Below are 21,531 nucleotides of genomic sequence, written 5' to 3' on the forward strand. Positions count from 1 at the left end.
TGAAAATCAATTACAAGCCCTTGAAAAAGCCAAAGCATCAAAAGAAGCGCATGGTGAAATTGAGACACATCATCCGGGATATTTATGTGCACAAGATACCTATTATGTAGGGCATATTAAAGGCATTGGGAAAATATACCAACAAACATTTATTGATACCTATTCCAGACTCGCTTTTGCTAAAGTCTATACCGAGAAAAACAGTCTGATTGCTGCCGATATGCTCAATGATAAAGTGCTTCCTTTCTTTGACAGCGAACAAGTGCCGCTGTTACGCATTCTTACAGACCGAGGTACGGAATATAATGGCCATAAGGAGAGCCATGCTTATGAGCTTTATCTTAATCTAGAAGATATTGAACACACCAAGACCAAAGCCTACACCTACAGCCCACAAACAAACGGTATTTGTGAGCGATTCCATAAGACGATGAAAACAGAATGTTATGATATTTTATTTCGACGTAAGATTTACACGCAATTGAGTGAAATACAAAACGATATTGAGCAATGGCTTGAATTTTACAATCGAGAAAGAGCGCATTCAGGAAAATATTGTTATGGGAAGACACCATGGCAAACATGGAATGATGCAAAAGGGTTGGTTAAGGAAAAGCAATTGGAGAATTTATTTTGCTCATCGGACACGCATTTTGTTAAAATGAAAGCCGATGAGTAATACGTGTCTGTCAGATTAAGTTTGAGCTAATACAGCTGAGCAGCCCAATCTAACCCGATATTTTCACACACAGGCTTCATTGCAATATAAGGTTTGTTTTCGTGGTTAAGAACGATTAATTGTTGATTGTGAAACTGAATTGTTTCTAATTTTGTGTTTGACATGCTATATCCTTTGTTTATTTTTTTGAGATTATTACCCATTTAAATGGGTGTCGAGAGGCTCAAAAGCCTAACAAAGAAAGGCTGGAGTTATTCCCCTAAGGTATTTTATTCCTCGCCCTCTCGACATTGAATTTTAGACGTAAAAAATCCGCATGCTATCGGGGCGGTGTCCGCTTTGTTTAGGTTTTGAGACCTGAACAAGAATATACAATTAATTTGATCTGTTAGTCAATAGGTAATTTAAATCAATAATCCTGTCCCATCCCCCAACCCTCAGCTTCTTCTTTGGCATTTATAACAGCCAATTTATCAAAGTTCTTCTGTCTTTTTAAAATTACAGCGTATTGAGTATATGCTGGATTGCTAGGGTAAAAAAACTTATCAGGCTTTCTCCCACACTGTTCTGCGATAGATTCCATTTCTGCGTGCTTTCTTTTCATCGCTTCTATAACAAGTCCAGATAAGGTAATTCCTTGTTCACAGAAATCAATTGCGATATCCAAATTTTTACCCTGCGCTCTCAGTTTATAATGTTTCTTTATTAACGATAAAATCTTAAAATGCATATCAATGATAACTTGATCTGGAAGTTTTTTTAATGGCTCAAGCCATTCTCTTTTACTTAATCTGACTTTTTTCTTCCCTGCTCTCTTTTGTTCTACAACACAATCATCGTCAACCCAATCTAACCAATCATCCTCTGCATTTTTACGGCTCATTATTTTATGATTTGAATTGTCATTAAATGAATTTTCAAGGTTTTCATAGTCTTTTGATCCTTCTGACCACTTATAAGTAAGCACATGATCGCTATGAATCTTCTTGTATCCAAGCAATTCGTCCTCATGCAGATCACCAACATCACTAACATGCTTCATTCCAGCATATTTATTCTCTGAAACGCTAGCTTCCAATGAACGATTAGATGACTCGTATTTATCTGGATTAACCAACTTTTTTATTTGCTGTTGTTGAAGAAAAAGTAATCCATAATAAAGTACCATTATAACTACACCAAATATTGCAATACCGTACAATAACCACATAATTGATACCTATTTTATTCTTGTGCAGACCGCTTCTGTTTTGGCTCTAAAATCAATAACATTATTGTCACTATTAATGTTGTTTATTTCAGTCAACATTGTTAACTTGAAAGTGTCACTATTAACAATTTTTGTTGTTTTTTTTGTGTTAATCTTAGTACTTCCTACAACTTTATTTATGATATTTTCCATTTTATTTGGATCAATCAAGATTTTTGTTCCATCTTTATTTATTTGATAAAGCTCATTATCTAATATTTTAAATGTCATTATTTTTTCTGACGACGACACTGAATCACCAAAATCTTCATTAACGTCACCGTTATGTTTTTTATAATCATTAGCGGTACACTGCCAATCCCCAATCCAATACTCTTTAGTAACTTTATCATCACCGCAGCCGAATAAAGCGAAACTAACTAAACTAATTATCAAGATTCTTTTCATACCACCTCCTTAATTTTTGATAAATAGTATGAAATTTATTAACTAAGAGCAATAAAAAACCGCCCGAAAGCGGTTTATGTCTGCCTATTCGGCGGTGAACAAAAGAGCGCAAGAGGGATTCGAGCGGACAGCTTTCTAAACCGCTTACGCAGCGGTGAACTAATAAATCCCTCAAAAAAAGCCCTCAAAAGATTTCTAAACCGCTTACGCAGCGGTGAACAATGACCCAGAAGTATACGGACGAGTTATAGCTTTCTAAACCGCTTACGCAGCGGTGAACAAAAGGAAAAGAAGTTAAATCATCGGTTAAGTTTTCTAAACCGCTTACGCAGCGGTGAACTGAGAGGTGGTTTAACTGCCCTGCCTCGTTGTTTTCTAAACCGCTTACGCAGCGGTGAACAGAAATTGTTCCTGTTTTTATTACCTGATCGGTTTCTAAACCGCTTACGCAGCGGTGAACTAGATTATATCAAACATAGCTTATTGTTTTAAATAGAAATTTAACCAATTTTCACAAAATAACCCTTTTTTCTAGCACTGAAATTAATCTATATTTTTCAATGGATTAAAAAAGCGATTAAAAAAAGGGTTTTTGAGTTTAACTCCAAAAACGCCAAAAAAAACATTAATAAAATCAATACCTTTACTGACAAGTTTTTTGGGTGAAAATATGAAAATTCATCTATAAAATCAACGCCGATTTAGCAGCCCTCCTGGTCTTTGTTCTTCTTGAATTACACTTCTTAGTGCTTGTTTCAGCATTCTAGCTGTCTCGTTAGCGGCTTCTTTATTGTCTTGCCCTTCACCGAAAGAGATATTTTGCGTAATATTATTTATGATTGTTCTGCCTGCTGAGCCTCGGGATAACTTGTTAGACGGGATAACTTCACCATTTTTATTGGGTATCATGTACTGTTTTCCATGAGCAACAAACAGTTCAGGTTCTCCACTTTCATTTACTCTATAAGCTTTCCCAACATCAACACCACCACCTCGAAGTCTTCCCCCTCCGTATGTAATACCTTTTAACGTAGACAAAACTTGTCCACCCGCGCTTGCTACAGCAGCCATATTTGCCATTTTTGCTGATGTTGTAACCGCCGTCTGATCGTTCATCGCTTTCATGATTGCAGAGTTTAAATTAAGCATCGCATCAGCTATCGCAAAGCCTTTGCTGATTGCAAAAAGCGCTTTATATGCTGAGCTTGATTCACCAGCAAAAGCTCCTAGCATATCAGCCATTCCACCGAATAAGTCAGATGATGATTTTAGTATTGCTCTTGTAGACTGTAGCTTAGCTTCTGCTGCTTCATCTTCAAGTTTTTTTCGTTTATCAACAGCATCTTGAGTTATCGCAGTTAAAGCATCTTGATAAGTTTGCTCATTTGCAAGCCCCGTTTCTCGCCATTTGCTTAATTTATCTAACTTCTCTTGCTCGTCAATGTCGATTTGCTCAAGAGGTGATTTTTTATTGTAGATTTCTTGTTTTGCAAAATCTTCACCCGCTTGCGAATTTTGCAAGTTTTCTTGCTCTTGTATTAATCGCCTTAATTCATCAGCCTGAGCTTTCGTTGCTTTTGTGCCAATTTGCTGGCTAATTGCTAATGCTTTCGCTTCAACTGTTAAATGTTTAGCTTCTAACTTAGCGACTTCTAGCTGATTTTTAAGATTTTTTATTTCTTCCGCATAAGTTCTTGTTGTGCCTCGTCCGCTTTTTTTACTAGCGTTTAGTTTTTCGTTTTCGTCAAATAAATCTGAGTATGCTTTAAAAAGTGGCTCTAATACTTTTCTGACATCTTCTGATACTTGAGTCCATTTAATTGTTCTATCGATTAAACCTTTCAGTGTAGCCTTATAATCTTCACCAACATTACCAAGTTCGTTTAATACATTTTCATAGATATAAGCTTCTTTTTTAGCTCCCTTTGTCTTCATTTGAACTATTTCAAACTGAGTTGATAGAGATTTAACTTTATTATCTATTTTGTTTGTACCAAGTTTTTCTAACGCTTTAGCAAAGCCATCAACTCCTGTAGCAGCTTGTTCTGATGATGATGATAATTCTTCATTAACGCCGTTGAGTGATTGTATTTGCTTCTCTAGTTCATTTGCACCTTGTTTCATGTCCGCCAAGTTTCCACGCGCGATACTTAATTTTTCGTTTAATTCATCTAGAGTATAGAGTTCACCCCCATTTTCACCATACAGATCTAAATTTGTAAGGATCGCAGTAATGCGACCCTCTTCTTTTTTTATTTCTTTAACTTGTTCTGATAATTTAATTTTTAATTTTGTAAGCGCAGCCTCTCTTTGTTCTTTATTCATCTTTTTGAATTCTTCGGTTAAATCTTTTATATAATCTTTAAGATTAATCGCTGCTTCTCTCGCTTCATTTGCTTTGCTCGCCCAAGTCATTAACGCACCAGCAGCCATGATCGCAATTCCAGCTGGTCCCCCAAGTAAACTTAACCCTCCTTTTAGTAGATTAACAGCTGTATTAGCTCTAGCTGTAGCTGCTGATAATGCATTTTTAGTCGCAGTCTCGTCTTTATCTAATGCAATCATTTTTGCTTGTATAGCCGACATTCTATTTGCTTGAATAATGCGATCTTCAACTGATTTTGCAGCTCGATAATTCGCTTCAGCAAATTGCAGTGAAATAGATAAACTCTGACGTTCTATATCAATTCGTTTTAATTCTGCTCTAGCTAACTCTACTTCTTCTTTAGTTTCGTTTCTAGAAGCTATCGCTGATGCAATTTTTGCTCTTGTGGCTGCGGTTAACGATGTTAAATATCGTCCAGCAAGAATTGCCGACAAGAAACCAGCACAACCGATAAGCACATTCATATTTTCAGCAAGCATTTTTATGCCACTAACTAAATGTTGAGTTGCTCCTGTTGTGTTATCTAGTGAACCTAATGCCTCTTTTAAGCGATTAGTGAAATGATTAGAGGCATCACCAAGATTATTACGCATATTATCAGCAAGTGCCGCGGTTTCATCTTGTGCCGCTATCATCGCATCAGTAAAGTCTGACATAGATAACTTGCCATCAGAAGCCATTTGTCTAACTTCTGCTTCTGTTTTCTTTAATCGTTTACCTAAAGTTTTAAGCACGCTCGGCATAGCTGCGAATACTGACATCGCATCAATACCAGCTAACTTACCTTTCATTTGCGCTTTGGTTAGCGCATTGATAGCAGATTCTGCGCTTATTGCGTTAGTTTTATTGATTGTAAATAAGTTAGATAGCGTATCAATATAAGATAGCGTACCCTGCGTACTATATCCTAGTTCGCTCATTGAATTTGAAAGGCGTACATATAACTCGGTGGATTCTTCTATGGTGCGACCGTTTCGGTTTGATGTTGTCATAAGCTGTTCTTGAACATCTTTTAACGCCATTCCAGCTAATCCAGTATTTTTTAGTCTATCTTCTAAATCTTGCCAAGCATTAGCATAAGCAAAAACTTGATTAGTAACTAAAGCAGCAACAACACCTTTTGCTACTTGGGTTAATTTACCCATTGAACCATTTAACGAATTTACCGACCTATCTGTTTCGTTAAACCTCTCTTGCGCTCTTTTGTTAAAACTAGACACTTGTTTATCGGCTGTTAATAAAGCCCCTGTTTTAGCATCAATTGTGTAATATATACTTCCTGCTTCAAATGACATAAAAACCTCTTATAAAATTTTAGGTAATAAAAAACCACCCGAAGGTGGTTTAATTAAATTTGGTTGGTTAACGATAAATTATCTAGAGTCTAGGGCTATTTTTTTTGTGTTGATATCAAGATCTTCTAATTCTTCATTCCATAGATTTTTATCTTTAAATTTTTGTTTTATGTATGAATAATAAGGATCGTTATGAAGAGCATTTGACGTTATAGCAGAAAAAGCCGTATTTGCTGAACATGCAGATAATAACCCTTTAATTTCATTACGGGCTTTAGAATCTATAGCACCATGATATAAACATTCTAATGTTTCCTTAACGGTATTGCACAAATCAAATCTGGAATCAATTAATCTTTCTTTATCATTCAGGTTAAGGACATCAATTGTTAACCGCCCCATGTCTGAATTAGATTTAGGATATAATCTAGCTGCTTCCACGCATAGATGTTCTTTGGGGTCATCTTTACAAGGATTAATAATTGGCTCTTTTCCTGTATCGTGGTTCCCTTTGTTACCATTGCATTTTTTACAAGATGGCAATAAGTTATCCCAAAATACTACTTCTAATTTATAGCGACTTTTAGGATGAAAATGTTCAACTTCCATATAAGAATCTTCTATTTGTACTTTAGCTTCACAATAAGCACATTTATAGTTAGACAGCTTGAGTAAAGCTCCTTTTATTTCGTCTTTATTCCAAACAGAATTGCCTGTATTTATAAACTCCTCAGTCAATTGTCTGACTTTGTCATCTGATAAATACGCTGGGCATGGCGTTCTGTTTAACTTTATCATTTGTTTCGCCCATTAAGCATATCTAATTGGAAACGAGACAATGCAAGGTAGGTACTACTTGGGTGTAGCTTTAATCTAAGCTCATCAAATATTTTGTTTGCATTTAAGACATCATTCTCATCTAAAGCTTTATCAAATTCCTTTTGCTTGCTTCTGAACCATTCTGTCCTTGTGTCTTTCATACCCATTACATCAGTAAGAATTTCCTCAACTGTCCATCCTTTAAAGCCATGTGGGGCGATATCTAAGGTTCTTTTTTCTAAATGACCATTCTGCCCAGATAAAGCTATAACTTCGTTCGCCTCGGCGGTTTGAATAACGTGAGGGCTATGCGTACTGATGATAAATTGGGCTTTCGGAAATGTTTTTGTAAGAACGCTGCAAACTTTACCTTGCCATTCAGGATGAAGGTGTAACTCTATCTCATCAATTAGAATAACTCCATTAAAGTCTGATGCTAAAACATTGTTGTTTTGGAATCGATATTCAATTTCTTTAATTATGCCCAATAAAATAAATAAAATAGACCTAAATCCAGAAGATAAAAGCTCAAAATATATTTCTCCTGTAGGTGTTTTTACAATTATCTCATTTTGAGTAGTAGTTTTATAAAATGTAACCTTATTATCAAGTAACGAAAAACAGCTTATTGCTAATTTAATGTTTTCTTGTTGAACATCAGTTAAATTATCAACATGCGCGCTATGCAAATATCTAGAAATAAACCATTGTTTTATATCATTATTATCTAAACCTTCAGCGTTTTCCGATGTTCTATTGGTAACGTCTGGGTCTGAATTAATACTACTTTCTCGCCTATATTTAAAAACGCGATTAACTTTTAAATATAGTAAATTGAAATTTGCATTTTTATCATCATTAACACATTCCCATTTTGTATAGGTAAGATTTGTATATTTTTTCTTTATTGGTCGCGAAATTACTTTTCCATCTACTGAGCTTTTTATGCATCCTTGTTCAAAACCTGATTTAACACTAATAGATATCGGTTCATAACCTGAAAACAATGATGCAATTGAATCCAAAATATTTGTTTTACCTATCCCGTTTTCACCGCAAATAATATTTAAGTTGGGGTCAAAACTATCTAACGACAAGCTAGATATACCGCCAACATTTTCTATTTTTAGTGATTCAATTTTCATTGCATTATCCTGTTTATTTTTATCGTCAGAATAATAACATAATATTTCGATAAGTTGATCATTAAATGATCTCTTAAAGGTGATGGATTTTTTCATATTATTAATAAACCAAGAAGAAATTAGAGGGCTAATCCGACAATAGAATCCGCATAAGACATAGCTGAGTCATAGTCATCTTGTGAGATGATATCTTTATCGTTAGTAGGAAATTTCGCTTCCATAGCCTCTTGAAATGCGGTCATTGACATGTTCCATGCGTCACTTTCGCTCATGCCTAAATGAGCAACTGCCATGTAAACAAACTTTCTTGCATGAAATTCATCGCTGTAATCTGTTTCGTCGCTCTTTTTTCTAGGCTCTGTATCGCCAATTAATCCATGTTTTAATAAATGCTGAGCCAGTATAATCCTGTCTTGAATGGGTATAACCCCATCGATTTCCGCTAAATTGTTTTCATCACCCTTCAAATACCCAGTAATAACAGAACAGTCCGCTTCACAACATGCATTTAGAGCCTTATCTGCGGTATCAATAATTAATTGCTCCGAATCGATATGTTCAGCACCAAAAAGAATAGCGAAAGACTCTACTATCTCTTTGGAATTGCCTATTTTTGTCATGTTCAAAAAAGACGGGATAAAAATAAAAGCCTCATTATTGACGTAAACAACAAACTCTCCAACTTCTGTTATTACTGGTTTCATCTACGCTTTCCTTGATACCACTTCTGGGATAACGGTTCTTGTTACATTGCCTGCACTTGTACCCTCAATTGACTATGTGCATACATCATCATACGGGTATTCTTCGGTCAATGAGGACAACAAATAGCACCCTTCGATCACTCTGTTAATAGTTGGATTGACAATTTTAATCCAAGCGTATGGCTGCCCGTCAGTGTCTTGTGATGGGCTTTCAATGTGATCTAATAAGGCACTTTGATTCTGGATGTCATCACCTCGTGAAATTCCGTCAAATGACACTGTCTTTTCCTTGGTTGTAACCATTGATTCAGTTGTACCATCTTCGGATGTATCGGCTGTAACATCAATTGGGTTCCAGTTGACACCACGTGACTTACCCCGAATCATTCCCAACCGCTTATAATCCGCATCATTTGGTTTTTTGTCTGGATTACCGATTGAATAATAAACACCGACCTTTCGACCAGTTCCTGCATTGCTTTTAGCCATAATGTACCTCTTATCTTGATATAATCATTTGAGCGGTAAATTCGAAAATAAACCGCCCCTCTTCTGTATTTGCTTGAGTTATTCCGCTGATTGGACTCATTGAAATAACATTGTTGGATTCAAAATCATCTAGCATAAATTGCCTGATTTCATCTGCTTTATCATTAACCGCTACAACGTCCGAATCATTAATCGCTGAAATAATTACAATCCTAAAATAATCTCGCGTTATCGCCTCACTAGCATTACCGCCTCCAGCAGGGAGAATCACAATATATCTATTGGATTTGGTGTTTTTTACTTCAACCCACTTCCGAAATTGTAAAATGTAATCATCAAGTAAATTGTGTGAATTTAACCAGCTTTTAATTGAGTTATATGTATCAGAAATCATATTTTGTAACCCTCTCTAATAACTTGCTGTATGACATCCTTACCGTCCCGTTCAAACCCTTTCTTGATAAAATCAGGCTCAGCATTAGGAGACCAGTAATTACCCTTTGATTTTTTACCTGTTCTCGGTTTTCCTCTTAGTTTTGCTTTAGCGCCATTAACAAAAGCAGCATAATTAGCCGTATAACCAACTCGCCCAACCCAACCTTTGGGGATTGGTTTTAGTTCTCTATACTGCGAATTAATAAGATTGGACGTGTCGATTGGAGTAAGTGGAGCAACAAAAGACATACCCACAATCATAACTTGCTGGATGATTCTTTGGGTTCGGATGTTGGCAATTTCATTAGTTATCCTGTGAATATTTCTATTCACCTTTGAAACGCCTTTAACTGCCATTATGTAACCACCTCGTAATCAGGGATTTCACCAAAAACGCTCATATCATATTCAAGCACAAACTCCACTTTTTCAGCGTTTGAAGCTTCTAACGATAACGAAGTTTTGTCTCCTTTTGCTATGAAGTCGCCCTGTTTAATTCGGTTATCTTCGGTGTAAAAAGTTGTTTTTCTTACCCTTTCAACACCTAGAGAATCAATGTAAGCACCCAGTGCGTTTGGTGCTTCATCTTTCCATGTGCATTTCACCAAATAAGGTTGACCGTAAGTATCAACATTGTTTTCTCCGTCGTATCCCATGTGAGGATATACGGTTGCAACATTTGTATAGCTCCAATTCGCTGTATTACTCATCCCTACCTCCAACAACTAAAAAAAATGGTTTTTTTGAGCAAGAAATACCTAGACAATCAGTACAACCGTGAACATCAAGATTTTTTAGTAGTGAGTACATAGATTTAAAACCCACGTCATCATATTTAAATGACCTTGACGCACCGCTTGGTGCTGATTGTGATGCGATTTTTCTTGCTCCTTGCATTTGAGCCAGTAAACAAGCTGAGTAAATCAGTATCAAAAGTTGGTCAGCTTCTGAATAATTATGAGCAACCAAACAATCACTGATTGAGTTCACCTTGTTAAGGATTGCGTTAATAACAATGCTCGGTACAGAATAACCAAGCTCTGATAACATTTGATTAACGTCTTCTGCGGTTACCTGTACTGACATGATTATTTACCCTTTTTCTTTTTGTCTGCTTCAACTTCAACAGATTGCTGCTCTAACACAATTACACGCCCAATAAAAGCAGTAGGAATGTCTGTAGCATGGAATTCATACCCAATAGGTAGTTCAGTTACCGCGCCATCAATGCGGCCGAAACAGCCGCGTTTAGTTACCCGTAATTTCATCAATTACCCCCGAGCGTTAAAGACTTTGCTTTTACCGTTAAAGTCACGTTTGATTTGCAAACCAAATGCCGACCAAACCAGTGTTTGATAGTTGTCATGCGGGTTAATTCGTTGCTTCATAAATGAACCAATCGGCGCAGCAATACGGGTTTTAATGTACTGAGCATTACGAACGTAACCAATAAAGTGATTGCCTTTTAACTCAAATGTTTTGGTGAATGAACCAATGTGCGCTGAGTAACGTAAAATATAGTCTTTTACTGTCCCCTCTTTAAATCCATTTGAATTAGAGTAAGGAAGATTTAAACGGCGCTCAATTTCAGGAGAGATAAAGACTTTTAATTGTTCTGACACTAAATTAGCATCAAGAATGACAACAAAGTCTTTTGTGAAGAAATTAATAATATCGTCGTTACTTGTGGCTGTTGATGTTAAGTCAATATTTAAACCAGACGCACTTAAATCCACTTGATTGGTGTGCGGATGATTAGTGATGCCTTTGCCTTCAAAGTTTTGTACTTTGATTTTTTCATCACCGGTTAAAATGTATTGCGCCATATCTTGGCGTAATGCTGCCACTGCCGCTTCTTGGTCATCTGACATTGCGTCGATGTTTTCAGTTTGCAAACCTAACCATTCACGCCATTCACGGGCATAACCTGTTTTAAAGATTGGTACAGGGTCACCGTAATGGTCATAAACAACCTTATCTAGCGTTTCTGGCTCTTGCCCTGACATTGAACGATTAACATATCCTGCATCGCTTGAAACACGGTATAGCGCAGCTGTTTTACCAATGGAGATAGGCGTACCTAACGATAACAAATCATCAAGTAATGGTGCGCCCTCGTCATCACGGATAACGCGGGTAGTTACATTATCCACTTCACGCCAGTAATCTTGGGTTAAGATTGCGGCTTGATTAACTTCAATGGCATTGCCGTGTGTTGCACTCATTTGGTTTTGAGTATTGTTAAAGATTTGACGGCTTGCTTTTAACTGATTCCAAGCCTGTGCCACTTGAGCGGAATTGGTAATTAATTTTTTATTAAAAATAATCTTTTCGTTCTTCATTATTGCTCCTTAAGCTTTACGAACTCGAACTTGTTCAGCGGTTGTACCAACAGTATAGGTTTCAAATGCATAAAACAGCACCGCATCAGTACCGCTTGCTTTTTTTAGTGTACCGTCACCGTTAGATGCTAATTTGTCACCAACTGTTAACGCTTCATCTGCTTTTACTAAAACATGATAAGTGACACCATCTTCACAAATAATGGCGATGCCTGATGTGTCATTCGGTACATTGTCACGGATATCATGTCCACCCAGATAATCATTTGTGATGACTAATGCTTGGGTTTGCTCACCTGCTGCCGAATGTTTCATTAACTTATTGTTAACCACAGCAACCAAAGAACATGGCGCAATCGCTTCACCTGTTTTTAAGTCAATTGTTTGTGGGTCGTTTTTGCGTGCAGGACCGCCAATCACGGTTTTAAATCGAATCATTACTCTGGAGCCTCCATGTTTAATAGTGAATTATCTGAATTATTAGCAAAACCACCGCTAATAGGCGCTGTTTTAACACATTGTGCATATAATGCGTCTAACGGCTCACCAGATAGCGCATTGACTGCGGTTTGTGTCATGTTGAACTTGGCTTTTACCGCTTCCCGTTTAACGGATAGCTCTTTTTCTGTATTTGCATTTATCGCTAATTCCAGACTTGTAACCTTGTTCATTAACGCCTTGGCCCACGCTGGTGCATCTTCGGCATTAGTTGCGTTTTTCTTCTCCTGTTCAGCTTTTTTCTTTTCTTCTTCCTCAGAAGTTTTCTTTTTTTCAATTGCTTCTTTGGCTGTTTGCTCGTTATAAGCCTTTAACAGTTGCTCATCTGATAAGCCATCGGTTTTAATACCAGCAGCATTCAAAGCTAGTAAGATTTTTTCTTTCATTACGTCTTCTTCCTCTTTTTGATTAAATTTAAATACGCTTAAAACCTCTTTAATGGTTTTACTAATTACATTGCTTATTGAATCTTCTGAACACTCAATAAGGCTTACATTTTCAATTGGTGATTTTTCACCGTTGGAGTTAACAAAAATACCCACTCCGTCATCTGGCGTGGCAGCACCTTGTTTGTCAGGTAATATTGCGACATGATCGAACTTCATGTTTCGTGCTATTGACTTGTACCGTTTACCTTTTGATGTGCCTGATTGATTATCTGGCGTGTAAGTTAGCCCAGTTGACACGTGAATCGGTGTGGTATTTTTTCCGCTCATCATGTCATCAAGTCGATTTACTAATAACCGACCTTTTTCGGTGCTTTCAGCAAATTTTCTATCGATATAAGCATCCATAAGTACCCTATCGTTAGATTTGCGAACGTTTCTACCCCAAGCGCCAATATAGAAGTTATTAATAGCTTGTGGATTTAATGCGGAAACGTGCTCGTTATTTATTCGTAGGTGGTCTAATGGCATTAAATTATCATTCAATGTCATGTACGATTTATTAATTTCATCTGCCGGATAGAAAATTCCATTCATGACAATATCATCAACAATTGGCACAACGTCTTTAATAACGATGTGCTCTTTACCGTCGATGATTTGCGTTGATATTTTGGATTTACTATTAACGACAGATAAAACATTTACACTTTTAAGTGTCATGCTTTACCTCGAGTGAATTTTAGATATAAAAAAACCGCCAGAGGGCGGTTCAGTGAATTAATTACTCATTCCTTATAACAAACAGAGATTCAGCAAAACTCGCTAACATGCGCCTTTCCATTTTGTCGGCAGCTTGGTCGATAATTTGTTGCAATTGTTCCTCTGCGTCATCAGGAAGTGGCTCGGTGTTAATCAGTTTAGTTGCTTGCTCAACTAATAAATCAAACTTATTCATTTAATGCCCTTATCTAACGATTGGAAAAATTTAAATAGTTCTGCATGTAGTCTTTTTTTAGCTTCTATGCGATTTTCAATATACAACGAAAACGCCTCAGCGACAAATTCTCGTTTGTTACGTTGAGCATACTTACTAATTGCGTGCGCCCAACCTCGTCCCCACAATTTCTTAATGATATTATCAATTTCTTCCTGGTGTTGATAATGTAATGCGTGTCCCATCTCATGAGCATAAACGCCTCTTGGAGTTGATACAGCTATCCACGGGATGTAATCCATTTCATGAATTATTTTAGCTAATTCTTCGTTATTAGTCTGACCAATCATATTTATAGAGCTTCGTTTATATCCATTTGCTTTACTTTTTAAATCCTCTTCTAACAACGCTTTTTTATCAACGCTATCAGATGTAATAAGCAATGCATTAGCTTTATGTGAATAAGCAGCCAACATCTCTTTTGGAGATTCTGGATATTTATAAATATCACCTGTTATTGTTCCAGCATACCTAAATTTAGGTAGGTTAAATCGTTCTTGAATTTCCGATACCAATTTCAGGCATGGTGCTAACTCTTTAGTATCAATATCTGGCGGTAGGTTTGAGGTTTCGGTAATGTGCTTCCTTGCCCACTCATTAGCCTCTTCGACAGAATTTAAACTTTGTTGTTTCGGTCTGTTTTGCTCACGCCAGTCATCAGATTCTTTTAATAATCTATCAATACTAGCTTGATTATATGGCTCACCTTTTTCATTAAGCAGTACCGTTACTTGAGCGCAATAACAATTAAATCGGTTGCCATTCTCTTCATACCAATCTGCCACTTGCTCAACAGTATAAACCTTACCGTGCCTATCGACATGTGTTGACCTAGAATTAGGCTTTAAAGCAGACATATGTAACAAGCCTGTTTTTAACCCTAATTCTTCTTGAGTGCGTTTAGTTTCATCCCATGTAGCTTGACGAAGTGCGCCTACTTGTTCAGTTTGCGCCAAGGCTTTAGCTCTGCTATATGAAACATCAATACGCTTACTGATAATATCGGCTGTTTCTCGTGGGTTAATCCCTCGGGCAACAGAGCTACTTAAAACGGAGCCTAAATCGCTCTTTAGATTATCCCCAAGCCCTTTCCAGTCGTTGAATGTTGCTGTATATGCAAGTCCGATTCGGCGAATGTAAGCATCACTAAATAACAGTGATTCCAGTGATGTAGCTTGTGAATAGAGTGTTGATTGAGTAGATAGATTATGAAAAGTTCGATTAGTCCCCATTTGATACATATCAGCAACAAACTTACCTGCCCAAAACTTCTCAATACCGCCATCAATTAAGTTTTCATCAACAATTTCTTGAATGCGAGTTAACACCCTAGCAAGTTGATTGCCGTCAACAGTGTAATTAACACTAGCATTAACGACATAGAGTGTATTATCAACGAATATCGCTGTTTTAATCGGCTCTTTAGCATAGTAGCCTAAGCTTAATTCGATATGCTCAATAATTGATTGTTTGATTGTTTTGTAGCGTTTTTGTATTTCGCTACGCATTTGGAGGATTTGTTTATTTGTCAGTGTAGGGTTGTTCTTGCTTCTCGGTAGTATCGGATTTTTCGGAATCGGTTTTATCAATTTCAACTTCTTCAATATCAATATCCTCTAAATCAGGATCGGGCTCATAACCGCCAACCTCTCGTATTTCGTTCGGTGTAAACACAGGAATACCCATAGATTGTTGCGCCTTGACGTTCACATCTGACATTTTGAGCATTAATTCGATTTTCTCGGATTGGCTCGGCGCTAACAAGTCGGACCATTTAAGAGTGAGCGTACCGTTAACTAGTGGCTGAATAACTTTTAGCGTAATAAGCTGATTAACAAACTCTTTGATTAATGTGCTCAAAAAACCATTACGTCGAGACATTCCTCGTTTTGCGTAATCTGTCTTATCTTCATCTGATGCTAACCGCCCCGTTTGTTGGCCAAAAATAATGGTAAATGGTATTCTGACCGATGCTGCAAAACTATTTGCGGATACTGACCACCCTGAGCTCGGATCAGCAGGAGCAACTGATAAAATATTAGCTGTCGCACCTGCTGTAATTAGTGCGCTATCAGTGCCTGAATTTAACAATGCAATTTGTTTATTCAATGCATCAGCAGGCTTTTCAAAGCCTCGCTTTCTTAATTCTCGCTCCAATTCTCCCATGTCAGTGTCAGCATCATAATTCAGATGAACTTGCCTGCTAGCATTTTTTAGGAAGCCCTCTGCGCTACCGCCTGAGTATTTCATCATGTCGATTAAATCGTTATAACCAACTTCAAGCTGTGATTCACCATCATCCATGGAATTAATAACGGATGTTTCATTGAGTATAATCACCCTGTCTAGCAGGGATTAGCTTAACAATGGCATCTTTTGGTTCAAGTCGGTTCAATACGACCGTATCAACTGGTTCTTCCCATTTTCTGCTATCTCGTAATTGAATAATGAGTCCTGAATATCTACCCACAATTCCACGCTTATCCGCTTCGGTGATAGCTGACCACAATTTATCGTTAAATAAATCAGTAACTATTTTCTCCCAAGTTGTCAGCTTTGAATCTTGTTCTCGGATGTCGCCATCAATAAATTTAGGATAATCTAGCCAACAAATATCACTTAATCGCTCAACAAAGCCACGTGCAGCGCTGTTTCGCTTATACAATTTATAGAAATCTGAGAAAGTGAGGTTTTCTGGATAACCAAACTCGCGATCGATAAATGCTCTTTTAGTGTTATTAACCAAGCCTTGTGATGCATATGCTAACCGTTGTCGGCTTATATCCTGATTGCTATTAATTGCTGTTTGGACAGTATTTAATAACTGTTCATCTGTTAAATTCGAATAACTCATTGTTACCTCATAAATAATCCTGCTGAGCGTTTATGTTTAATATAGCCATCCAACGAGTAACGCACCGCATCCCAACAATGATTGTTTTTATCTTCAATGATGGGTAATACTTCACTTGTTACCCTATCAGTTTTATAGCTATATAATCGTGCTTCGGTCGCGGTATGTTTACAGCGAGGGTGGATAATAATTTTCTTGAACCCTCGCAGGTATGCAACACCGTCCTCAACACTGCCTTGCCATTTCTTTGCCGGTGAGATGTTAAAACCCTTACGCTTGATGTGACTGATAGTTTCTGGTCTTGAACAGTCCGCTTTAATCGGCCATTTTCTTGACTCTGGCACTGAATCATAAAAAGCTGGCATTTCGTCGAGTTCGACATTCACGCCGTATGCTTCGTATTCGATATACAGACAATCGTTCAAAATAAATGAGCGGATTAATGTGTTCGGGTCATTAGCAAAGCCGAAGTCAGCACCGAACAATAAACGGTCTGCTTGTTTGTGCAGGTTGTCGTCAAATTCTTCAACAACATATCGACCACTTAACACCTGTTTATCTGAATTCTCTAGGTATGCTCCCTCCCAGATCCACGCGTATGATGCGTAATCTAGTCTGGCAAGGTCGTTCAATCGCTCTTGCTCTAACACATCGGGGAAAAATGGATTATCGTTATAATTCATCTCAATGATGATGGCGTTATCTGGCGGGGTTTTCCTAAATCTTACATCAGTCGGGCTTCCCTCTGTTTCGGGGTTCCATGTAACCCAAATTTCTGAATCAGTTTCACGAACCGTTGGCGTTAATTTTCGCCACGCTATTTCTGATACATTTTCCGCTTCATCAACCCAGCATAGCAATATACGCGCTTTTGATTTAATACTGTCTAGATTATGACGTAATCCGCAGAACACATAACTAACCAATCCATTTCTTGTTCTGATATAGTTTTGTCCAATATCGTAGTAATCAGCTAGCCAGTTAACCGAACGGATGGCTTGCTTTACTTCTTCCATGGATGAGTCAGCTAACGAGTTCATAAACTCACGAGCGCACAGTATTACACCGCTTACCCCTGCTTCTGCAAATTGATAACCTTTAATCGCTGTCATTAATGCAAATGAACGAGTTTTAGCACTACCTCGACCGCCGTACGCTCCTCGATACCTGACATTTTCAGCCACAAACACAGATATCATTTTTTTAGGTAACTGTATTTGTGCTGTTGTCATGGCGTTTACTCTGCGGGTGTGACTAGCTCTATTCGTGTTGGTTTTGGTGACATCGAGCCATCTGATGACTGGTGATCGATTTCTTGTTTTTCGCTATAACCGTGGTTAGATAGCATTAGCTTAGTGATTGTTGGATTGAATGAGCTAGTTAGCCCACCATTTATTAGTTTATTCTCTTGTAACGTTTTAATTGCTTCTAGCGTGTCGGAAAACTCTTTGTTTTGTTTTGCGTATTCATACATTGATGACTTGTGCTTACCAAGATAACAAGCTAATCCAGCAACACTAGGCACTACATCCCCAAATGTTTCGTAGTCCCCAAGCAAGTATTGTTTAGCCTTAACTAAGCATTCGGCTAGTTCACTTGGGCGACCCACTTTTTTCTTTTCGCCCTTTTTCATAATCTTTCCTTAAATTAATAATTGAATTTGTGATTGTTCTTGTAGTTTTTGTATCCTATTTGTTAACTCTGGCTTTTTCTCTTTACCCCAACGTCTTAATAAGCGACCTGACATACTAGCTACATCTTTTTCTTTCATGTACTCAAGCATTAAGTCATTATGTTGTTTCATGTAGCTATGTTGCATTTTAGTAAGTTGTTCAGCCATCCAGTTAAATGCGTTAATGTACGCCTCTTTTATCTGTGCCGCAGCTTTACCAGTGAACCCCATAACTAAGAATATAAAGCCATCTTTAGTCATTTTATAAAAAGGTTGCGGCTTATTATTTTGTAAGTGATTGATTTCATAGCAAAGCTCAAAATTGAGTTTTGTAAAATCATCTGAACACTCCAAATTTTTTATTGCTCTTAAAACATTCTTATGGCTTTTACCGAAATACTCAGCAACCTTTAAAGATGTGGTCATTACTTGATTACCTTGTAAAGTAACCATTTCATTAAAATCAAATTTAATAATATTCATGGTGTTCTCCATTAGAAATGAGTTTTAGTCACACAGGGAACCAGTTCAGAGAGGTAACCATGAAAACCATCTGGCTCCCTCTAAAACTCATTCCTAAGTGGCTCTTGTTGTTAATTGCCGTGTGATGGCAAATTTCAGATATAAAAAAACCGCAATTAAGCGGTTTGATTAAATATGCAGTTATTTTTTATAACTGCTCGGAATTTTTATACTTTATGCGGTAAAAGTGAATAGTTATTTAAAATTGGCTGAGTGTTTTTTTATTTAGCTGCGCCAACACTCAGCCGATGCGCTTTTATTCATTAGCAATTTCTTTTATCGCCCTTTTATCCGCATTACACTTCTCAATAACATTTAGCAAATGCTCGTTATATCTGAGACTATCGCCAAACGTCATTTTTTGAGGTGGTAAATTCGGCAGACAATCACTTAATAGATTGGCTGGTATCGGTCGGTTGACGTAAACCTTTCGCTCTGTTGTACAAGCTGTTAGAAACAGACACAGGCACAAACTGATTAGCACAGTCATTATTCTTGAGTTGCTCATTGATTTGCTCCTGCCGTTTAATAGATTCGTTTTCTAGTTCACGCTTACTTTGCTCATTATCTGCTATGATTTTGTTGTTCTCAGCTATACGCTGATTTAACTGTTCGATTTTTTCGAACAGTTCAGCGTTATCTTTTTGTAGCCGTTTCTTCTCTTGATAATTGTTGTAACCGAAATAGACAGCAAAGACAAAAACAGCAATGATTAATACTATGCTTAATGCCTTTTCTTTACTCATACTAGCCCGCTCTTATAAATCGTTTTACCTGCATTTTTTACGGCAGTTAACACTATTTGACGATTATTAGTTGAGCTAAATCCAATATGGACCCATTGGTTGTGCTCTTGAATTAATTTATCGAACTGTACATTAGCATCAATTAATCGCTGACAAATCTCACGGGGTGTACCGAATGATGATTTAAAGTCTACCGCTAATCCCTTTGTGTGAGCGCTTGTTGCTACACCGCCAACTTTAGCATTTAGCGCAGGACAGCGATATCCAGACGTGATAATAATTGGCTTACCTAAAGCTTTTCTTACTAGCTCCAATTTAATTGCTGTTAATTGAATATTGGGCATTAAATTAGCAGCCACAGAGTTATCAATTTTTAATCTGTTCGCTGTTGTTGAGCGTGTAAATTCTTCTAGTGTGAAGTGTTCAGTTAACTTGGTCATCGTTGTTATCAACCCTTTTTCTTAACATTGAATTTGATATTTGACGTAATTTATCAACCCCTAAAAATCCAATTGCGCCACCAATAAAAGGATTCATGCTGACGGGCAAACCAAAATAATCTAGCCCACTGCTAGCAGCTAATGACAACGCACCACACAATAACGCTTCTACCCATTTACGACGTCCTCCTACCCCGTCGTATGTTAAACGACCGTAGGCGATGATAATGGACAAAACGACGCCATAAATTAACGGCGCATTCGATTGCAACCATTCCATGATTGATGATTTATACATGTTATTATTCTTCTTGTTAGTTAATGATGTGACAGCGTACTAGCTAAATGTTAGTTATGTGTGTGTCTAGCTTTGCTGTCGATTCTGTAGATGTTGACGACATTAATGTCGCTGACATGCATGAAATTTGGACATAAAAAAACCGCAGTTAAGCGGTCTGTTTTTATTATTTACAATTAATTGTCAATTAATAATTTATTTAACTCTTTTGTTATTAATTTTTTATATAAAGGGATCATAACAGGAGAATCATTTACTGCCTGCAGAACATCCCTGATACAATTTATTGACAAATTACCCCTATAAAACTGATCAAAATTTTTAGCAAACTCACTATTAAAAAATGATATGTTGGAATGGCAACACATTTTCAAACAAAAAAATTAAGGGGTAAGTGTTTTTTAAATTCAACGGGAGGCAAGTAGCCTAACGAAGAATGTAATCGTTTATGATTATACCAATAAGCATAAGCCGAAAAAGCGCGTTGTAACTCAGCTGTTGAGTTGAAACGTTGGCCTTTTACAAATTCCGTTTTAATTGTTTTAAATGTCGCTTCCGCTACCGCATTGTCTGGATCGGCTACACTAATTCATACAACTTTTTTAAGGGGTAAGGTAAACTTATCACAACTAAAAAAGGAACAAATATGAATAAGATTAAACGCAAAAGACGAACATTCACAGATGATTTTAAACACCAAATGGTCAGTCTTTATCAACATGGTAAATCACGTAGTGAAATCGTTGCCGAATATGATTTGACACCATCAGCTTTGGACCGTTGGATAACGCAATCAAGCCAAAGTGGCTCATTTAAAACAAAAGATAATCGCAGTCCACAAGAACAAGAGCTAATCGCGTTGCGTAAAGAGCTTAAACAACTCCGCATGGAAAACGATATTTTAAAGCAAGCAGCACTGATAATAGGGCGAAAATCGCTATCCTAAAAGCAAATCGACATCGTTATAGCATAACAAAGCTATGTCAATATTTAGGATTATCAAGATATTATGCTTATTATCAGTGTAAATTGAATAGACAAAAATCAGTAGGGCTTTATGCCGATAAAATCGTGACGCTATTTAATCAGAGCTATCAGTCTTATGGTACAAGACGAATTCGTTTTGATTTACAAAAAGAGAATATTTGGGTGTCACGCCGTTACATT

At 37.1% G+C, this 21,531-nt stretch carries 30 protein-coding genes and 1 CRISPR repeat array; of the genes, 2 read left to right on the forward strand and 28 right to left on the reverse strand.

The window, feature by feature from the left end:
- On the forward strand, positions 1-679 hold a 679-nt coding region (locus tag A9G35_RS06535), incomplete at its 5' end, for an integrase core domain-containing protein (protein WP_141673809.1).
- Between the two features lie 26 nt (positions 680-705).
- Here the strand turns inward: A9G35_RS06535 and A9G35_RS12900 are convergent.
- The 28 genes from A9G35_RS12900 to A9G35_RS14135 all read right to left on the reverse strand — a co-directional run bounded on the left by A9G35_RS12900 (position 706) and on the right by A9G35_RS14135 (position 20,953).
- Positions 706-843: a phage antirepressor N-terminal domain-containing protein gene (locus A9G35_RS12900; protein WP_081300142.1), complete on the reverse strand. Its 138-nt coding sequence runs from the start codon at positions 841-843 to the stop codon at positions 706-708.
- 245 nt (positions 844-1,088) lie between these two features.
- The gene (locus A9G35_RS06540; protein WP_065636174.1) at positions 1,089-1,889 is read right to left on the reverse strand and encodes a hypothetical protein; all 801 of its coding nucleotides are present in this window, start codon (positions 1,887-1,889) and stop codon (positions 1,089-1,091) included.
- A gap of 9 nt (positions 1,890-1,898) precedes the next feature.
- Positions 1,899-2,336, reverse strand: a complete 438-nt coding sequence (locus A9G35_RS06545) for a hypothetical protein (RefSeq protein WP_065636175.1) — start codon at positions 2,334-2,336, stop codon at positions 1,899-1,901.
- Between the two features lie 132 nt (positions 2,337-2,468).
- A CRISPR array of direct repeats spans positions 2,469-2,796; the repeat unit is 28 nt; unit sequence TTTCTAAACCGCTTACGCAGCGGTGAAC.
- A 230-nt stretch (positions 2,797-3,026) separates the two neighbouring features.
- Positions 3,027-6,017, reverse strand: a complete 2,991-nt coding sequence (locus A9G35_RS06550) for a tape measure protein (protein WP_065636176.1) — start codon at positions 6,015-6,017, stop codon at positions 3,027-3,029.
- Positions 6,018-6,095: 78 nt separating this feature from the next.
- Positions 6,096-6,815, reverse strand: a complete 720-nt coding sequence (locus tag A9G35_RS06555) for an HNH endonuclease (RefSeq protein WP_065636177.1) — start codon at positions 6,813-6,815, stop codon at positions 6,096-6,098.
- On the reverse strand, positions 6,812-8,077 hold the full coding sequence (locus A9G35_RS06560) for an AAA family ATPase (protein WP_218057217.1): 1,266 nt from the start codon (positions 8,075-8,077) through the stop codon (positions 6,812-6,814). Before A9G35_RS06560 ends, A9G35_RS06555 begins: the two co-directional genes overlap by 4 nt.
- Before the next feature lie 23 nt (positions 8,078-8,100).
- Entirely contained in the window at positions 8,101-8,685 is a 585-nt protein-coding gene (locus tag A9G35_RS13200) for a DUF6246 family protein (RefSeq protein WP_065636179.1), read from the reverse strand.
- 72 nt (positions 8,686-8,757) lie between these two features.
- Positions 8,758-9,174, reverse strand: a complete 417-nt coding sequence (locus tag A9G35_RS06570) for a hypothetical protein (RefSeq protein WP_065636180.1) — start codon at positions 9,172-9,174, stop codon at positions 8,758-8,760.
- A 10-nt stretch (positions 9,175-9,184) separates the two neighbouring features.
- A complete protein-coding gene (locus A9G35_RS06575; protein ID WP_065636181.1) occupies positions 9,185-9,568 on the reverse strand; it encodes a phage tail termination protein in 384 nt (127 codons plus the stop codon).
- Positions 9,565-9,966: a hypothetical protein gene (locus A9G35_RS06580; protein WP_065636182.1), complete on the reverse strand. Its 402-nt coding sequence runs from the start codon at positions 9,964-9,966 to the stop codon at positions 9,565-9,567. Before A9G35_RS06580 ends, A9G35_RS06575 begins: the two co-directional genes overlap by 4 nt.
- Positions 9,966-10,319, reverse strand: coding sequence for a hypothetical protein (locus A9G35_RS06585; RefSeq protein ID WP_065636183.1), 354 nt, complete (start codon positions 10,317-10,319; stop codon positions 9,966-9,968). Before A9G35_RS06585 ends, A9G35_RS06580 begins: the two co-directional genes overlap by 1 nt.
- Positions 10,312-10,695: a DUF7370 family protein gene (locus A9G35_RS06590; protein ID WP_065636184.1), complete on the reverse strand. Its 384-nt coding sequence runs from the start codon at positions 10,693-10,695 to the stop codon at positions 10,312-10,314. The genes A9G35_RS06585 and A9G35_RS06590 overlap by 8 nt, the downstream gene beginning before the upstream one ends.
- Before the next feature lie 2 nt (positions 10,696-10,697).
- Entirely contained in the window at positions 10,698-10,877 is a 180-nt protein-coding gene (locus A9G35_RS06595; protein ID WP_065636185.1) for a hypothetical protein, read from the reverse strand.
- Between the two features lie 3 nt (positions 10,878-10,880).
- The gene (locus A9G35_RS06600) at positions 10,881-11,951 is read right to left on the reverse strand and encodes a major capsid protein (protein WP_065636186.1); all 1,071 of its coding nucleotides are present in this window, start codon (positions 11,949-11,951) and stop codon (positions 10,881-10,883) included.
- Positions 11,952-11,960: 9 nt separating this feature from the next.
- Complete coding sequence (locus A9G35_RS06605) at positions 11,961-12,389, reverse strand: hypothetical protein (protein WP_065636187.1); 429 nt, start codon at positions 12,387-12,389, stop codon at positions 11,961-11,963.
- A complete protein-coding gene (locus A9G35_RS06610) occupies positions 12,389-13,558 on the reverse strand; it encodes a DUF2213 domain-containing protein (protein WP_065636188.1) in 1,170 nt (389 codons plus the stop codon). The genes A9G35_RS06605 and A9G35_RS06610 overlap by 1 nt, the downstream gene beginning before the upstream one ends.
- Positions 13,559-13,619: 61 nt before the next feature.
- The gene (locus A9G35_RS13495) at positions 13,620-13,793 is read right to left on the reverse strand and encodes a hypothetical protein (protein WP_176701403.1); all 174 of its coding nucleotides are present in this window, start codon (positions 13,791-13,793) and stop codon (positions 13,620-13,622) included.
- Complete coding sequence (locus A9G35_RS06615; RefSeq protein ID WP_065636189.1) at positions 13,790-15,340, reverse strand: phage minor head protein; 1,551 nt, start codon at positions 15,338-15,340, stop codon at positions 13,790-13,792. The genes A9G35_RS13495 and A9G35_RS06615 overlap by 4 nt, the downstream gene beginning before the upstream one ends.
- Positions 15,341-15,353: 13 nt before the next feature.
- Positions 15,354-16,172, reverse strand: coding sequence for a hypothetical protein (locus tag A9G35_RS06620; protein ID WP_141673810.1), 819 nt, complete (start codon positions 16,170-16,172; stop codon positions 15,354-15,356).
- Complete coding sequence (locus A9G35_RS06625) at positions 16,156-16,686, reverse strand: hypothetical protein (protein ID WP_065636191.1); 531 nt, start codon at positions 16,684-16,686, stop codon at positions 16,156-16,158. Before A9G35_RS06625 ends, A9G35_RS06620 begins: the two co-directional genes overlap by 17 nt.
- A 2-nt stretch (positions 16,687-16,688) precedes the next feature.
- Positions 16,689-17,918 (reverse strand): PBSX family phage terminase large subunit, encoded by a 1,230-nt coding sequence (locus A9G35_RS06630; protein ID WP_065636192.1) that lies wholly within the window; start codon positions 17,916-17,918, stop codon positions 16,689-16,691.
- 5 nt (positions 17,919-17,923) lie between these two features.
- A complete protein-coding gene (locus A9G35_RS06635; RefSeq protein ID WP_065575491.1) occupies positions 17,924-18,319 on the reverse strand; it encodes a DNA-packaging protein in 396 nt (131 codons plus the stop codon).
- Positions 18,320-18,328: 9 nt separating this feature from the next.
- Positions 18,329-18,841 carry a Rha family transcriptional regulator gene (locus A9G35_RS06640; protein WP_081300143.1) on the reverse strand — a complete coding sequence of 171 codons (513 nt, stop codon included), beginning with the start codon at positions 18,839-18,841 and terminating at the stop codon, positions 18,329-18,331.
- Positions 18,842-19,136: 295 nt separating this feature from the next.
- On the reverse strand, positions 19,137-19,370 hold the full coding sequence (lysC, locus tag A9G35_RS14130) for an Rz1-like lysis system protein LysC (RefSeq protein ID WP_442903175.1): 234 nt from the start codon (positions 19,368-19,370) through the stop codon (positions 19,137-19,139).
- The gene (locus A9G35_RS06645) at positions 19,267-19,626 is read right to left on the reverse strand and encodes a DUF2570 domain-containing protein (RefSeq protein WP_065636194.1); all 360 of its coding nucleotides are present in this window, start codon (positions 19,624-19,626) and stop codon (positions 19,267-19,269) included. The genes lysC and A9G35_RS06645 overlap by 104 nt, the downstream gene beginning before the upstream one ends.
- Positions 19,623-20,066: a D-Ala-D-Ala carboxypeptidase family metallohydrolase gene (locus A9G35_RS06650; RefSeq protein ID WP_065636195.1), complete on the reverse strand. Its 444-nt coding sequence runs from the start codon at positions 20,064-20,066 to the stop codon at positions 19,623-19,625. The genes A9G35_RS06645 and A9G35_RS06650 overlap by 4 nt, the downstream gene beginning before the upstream one ends.
- The gene (locus A9G35_RS06655; protein ID WP_065636196.1) at positions 20,050-20,364 is read right to left on the reverse strand and encodes a phage holin, lambda family; all 315 of its coding nucleotides are present in this window, start codon (positions 20,362-20,364) and stop codon (positions 20,050-20,052) included. The genes A9G35_RS06650 and A9G35_RS06655 overlap by 17 nt, the downstream gene beginning before the upstream one ends.
- Positions 20,365-20,734: 370 nt before the next feature.
- Positions 20,735-20,953 carry an IS3 family transposase gene (locus A9G35_RS14135; protein ID WP_081300145.1) on the reverse strand — a complete coding sequence of 73 codons (219 nt, stop codon included), beginning with the start codon at positions 20,951-20,953 and terminating at the stop codon, positions 20,735-20,737.
- Positions 20,954-21,010: 57 nt separating this feature from the next.
- Between A9G35_RS14135 and A9G35_RS06660 the strand changes: the two genes are divergently transcribed.
- The gene (locus tag A9G35_RS06660) at positions 21,011-21,310 is read left to right on the forward strand and encodes a transposase (protein ID WP_065585449.1); all 300 of its coding nucleotides are present in this window, start codon (positions 21,011-21,013) and stop codon (positions 21,308-21,310) included.
- The last annotated feature ends 221 nt before the right edge of the window (positions 21,311-21,531 follow it).

The organism is Gilliamella sp. Choc5-1, from assembly GCF_001690595.1.
In the GTDB taxonomy this organism is placed as follows: Bacteria; Pseudomonadota; Gammaproteobacteria; order Enterobacterales; family Orbaceae; genus Gilliamella; species Gilliamella apicola_M.

Coding starts and splice junctions, on each gene's coding strand:
- A9G35_RS12900 (WP_081300142.1), bottom strand. CDS start 843: ATGTCAAACACAAAATTAGAAACAATTCAGTTTCACAATCAACAATTA.
- A9G35_RS06540 (WP_065636174.1), bottom strand. CDS start 1,889: ATGTGGTTATTGTACGGTATTGCAATATTTGGTGTAGTTATAATGGTA.
- A9G35_RS06545 (WP_065636175.1), bottom strand. CDS start 2,336: ATGAAAAGAATCTTGATAATTAGTTTAGTTAGTTTCGCTTTATTCGGC.
- A9G35_RS06550 (WP_065636176.1), bottom strand. CDS start 6,017: ATGTCATTTGAAGCAGGAAGTATATATTACACAATTGATGCTAAAACA.
- A9G35_RS06555 (WP_065636177.1), bottom strand. CDS start 6,815: ATGATAAAGTTAAACAGAACGCCATGCCCAGCGTATTTATCAGATGAC.
- A9G35_RS06560 (WP_218057217.1), bottom strand. CDS start 8,077: ATGAAAAAATCCATCACCTTTAAGAGATCATTTAATGATCAACTTATC.
- A9G35_RS13200 (WP_065636179.1), bottom strand. CDS start 8,685: ATGAAACCAGTAATAACAGAAGTTGGAGAGTTTGTTGTTTACGTCAAT.
- A9G35_RS06570 (WP_065636180.1), bottom strand. CDS start 9,174: ATGGCTAAAAGCAATGCAGGAACTGGTCGAAAGGTCGGTGTTTATTAT.
- A9G35_RS06575 (WP_065636181.1), bottom strand. CDS start 9,568: ATGATTTCTGATACATATAACTCAATTAAAAGCTGGTTAAATTCACAC.
- A9G35_RS06580 (WP_065636182.1), bottom strand. CDS start 9,966: ATGGCAGTTAAAGGCGTTTCAAAGGTGAATAGAAATATTCACAGGATA.
- A9G35_RS06585 (WP_065636183.1), bottom strand. CDS start 10,319: ATGAGTAATACAGCGAATTGGAGCTATACAAATGTTGCAACCGTATAT.
- A9G35_RS06590 (WP_065636184.1), bottom strand. CDS start 10,695: ATGTCAGTACAGGTAACCGCAGAAGACGTTAATCAAATGTTATCAGAG.
- A9G35_RS06595 (WP_065636185.1), bottom strand. CDS start 10,877: ATGAAATTACGGGTAACTAAACGCGGCTGTTTCGGCCGCATTGATGGC.
- A9G35_RS06600 (WP_065636186.1), bottom strand. CDS start 11,951: ATGAAGAACGAAAAGATTATTTTTAATAAAAAATTAATTACCAATTCC.
- A9G35_RS06605 (WP_065636187.1), bottom strand. CDS start 12,389: ATGATTCGATTTAAAACCGTGATTGGCGGTCCTGCACGCAAAAACGAC.
- A9G35_RS06610 (WP_065636188.1), bottom strand. CDS start 13,558: ATGACACTTAAAAGTGTAAATGTTTTATCTGTCGTTAATAGTAAATCC.
- A9G35_RS13495 (WP_176701403.1), bottom strand. CDS start 13,793: ATGAATAAGTTTGATTTATTAGTTGAGCAAGCAACTAAACTGATTAAC.
- A9G35_RS06615 (WP_065636189.1), bottom strand. CDS start 15,340: ATGCGTAGCGAAATACAAAAACGCTACAAAACAATCAAACAATCAATT.
- A9G35_RS06625 (WP_065636191.1), bottom strand. CDS start 16,686: ATGAGTTATTCGAATTTAACAGATGAACAGTTATTAAATACTGTCCAA.
- A9G35_RS06630 (WP_065636192.1), bottom strand. CDS start 17,918: ATGACAACAGCACAAATACAGTTACCTAAAAAAATGATATCTGTGTTT.
- A9G35_RS06635 (WP_065575491.1), bottom strand. CDS start 18,319: ATGAAAAAGGGCGAAAAGAAAAAAGTGGGTCGCCCAAGTGAACTAGCC.
- A9G35_RS06640 (WP_081300143.1), bottom strand. CDS start 18,841: ATGAATATTATTAAATTTGATTTTAATGAAATGGTTACTTTACAAGGT.
- lysC (WP_442903175.1), bottom strand. CDS start 19,370: ATGACTGTGCTAATCAGTTTGTGCCTGTGTCTGTTTCTAACAGCTTGT.
- A9G35_RS06645 (WP_065636194.1), bottom strand. CDS start 19,626: ATGAGTAAAGAAAAGGCATTAAGCATAGTATTAATCATTGCTGTTTTT.
- A9G35_RS06650 (WP_065636195.1), bottom strand. CDS start 20,066: ATGACCAAGTTAACTGAACACTTCACACTAGAAGAATTTACACGCTCA.
- A9G35_RS06655 (WP_065636196.1), bottom strand. CDS start 20,364: ATGTATAAATCATCAATCATGGAATGGTTGCAATCGAATGCGCCGTTA.
- A9G35_RS06660 (WP_065585449.1), top strand. CDS start 21,011: ATGAATAAGATTAAACGCAAAAGACGAACATTCACAGATGATTTTAAA.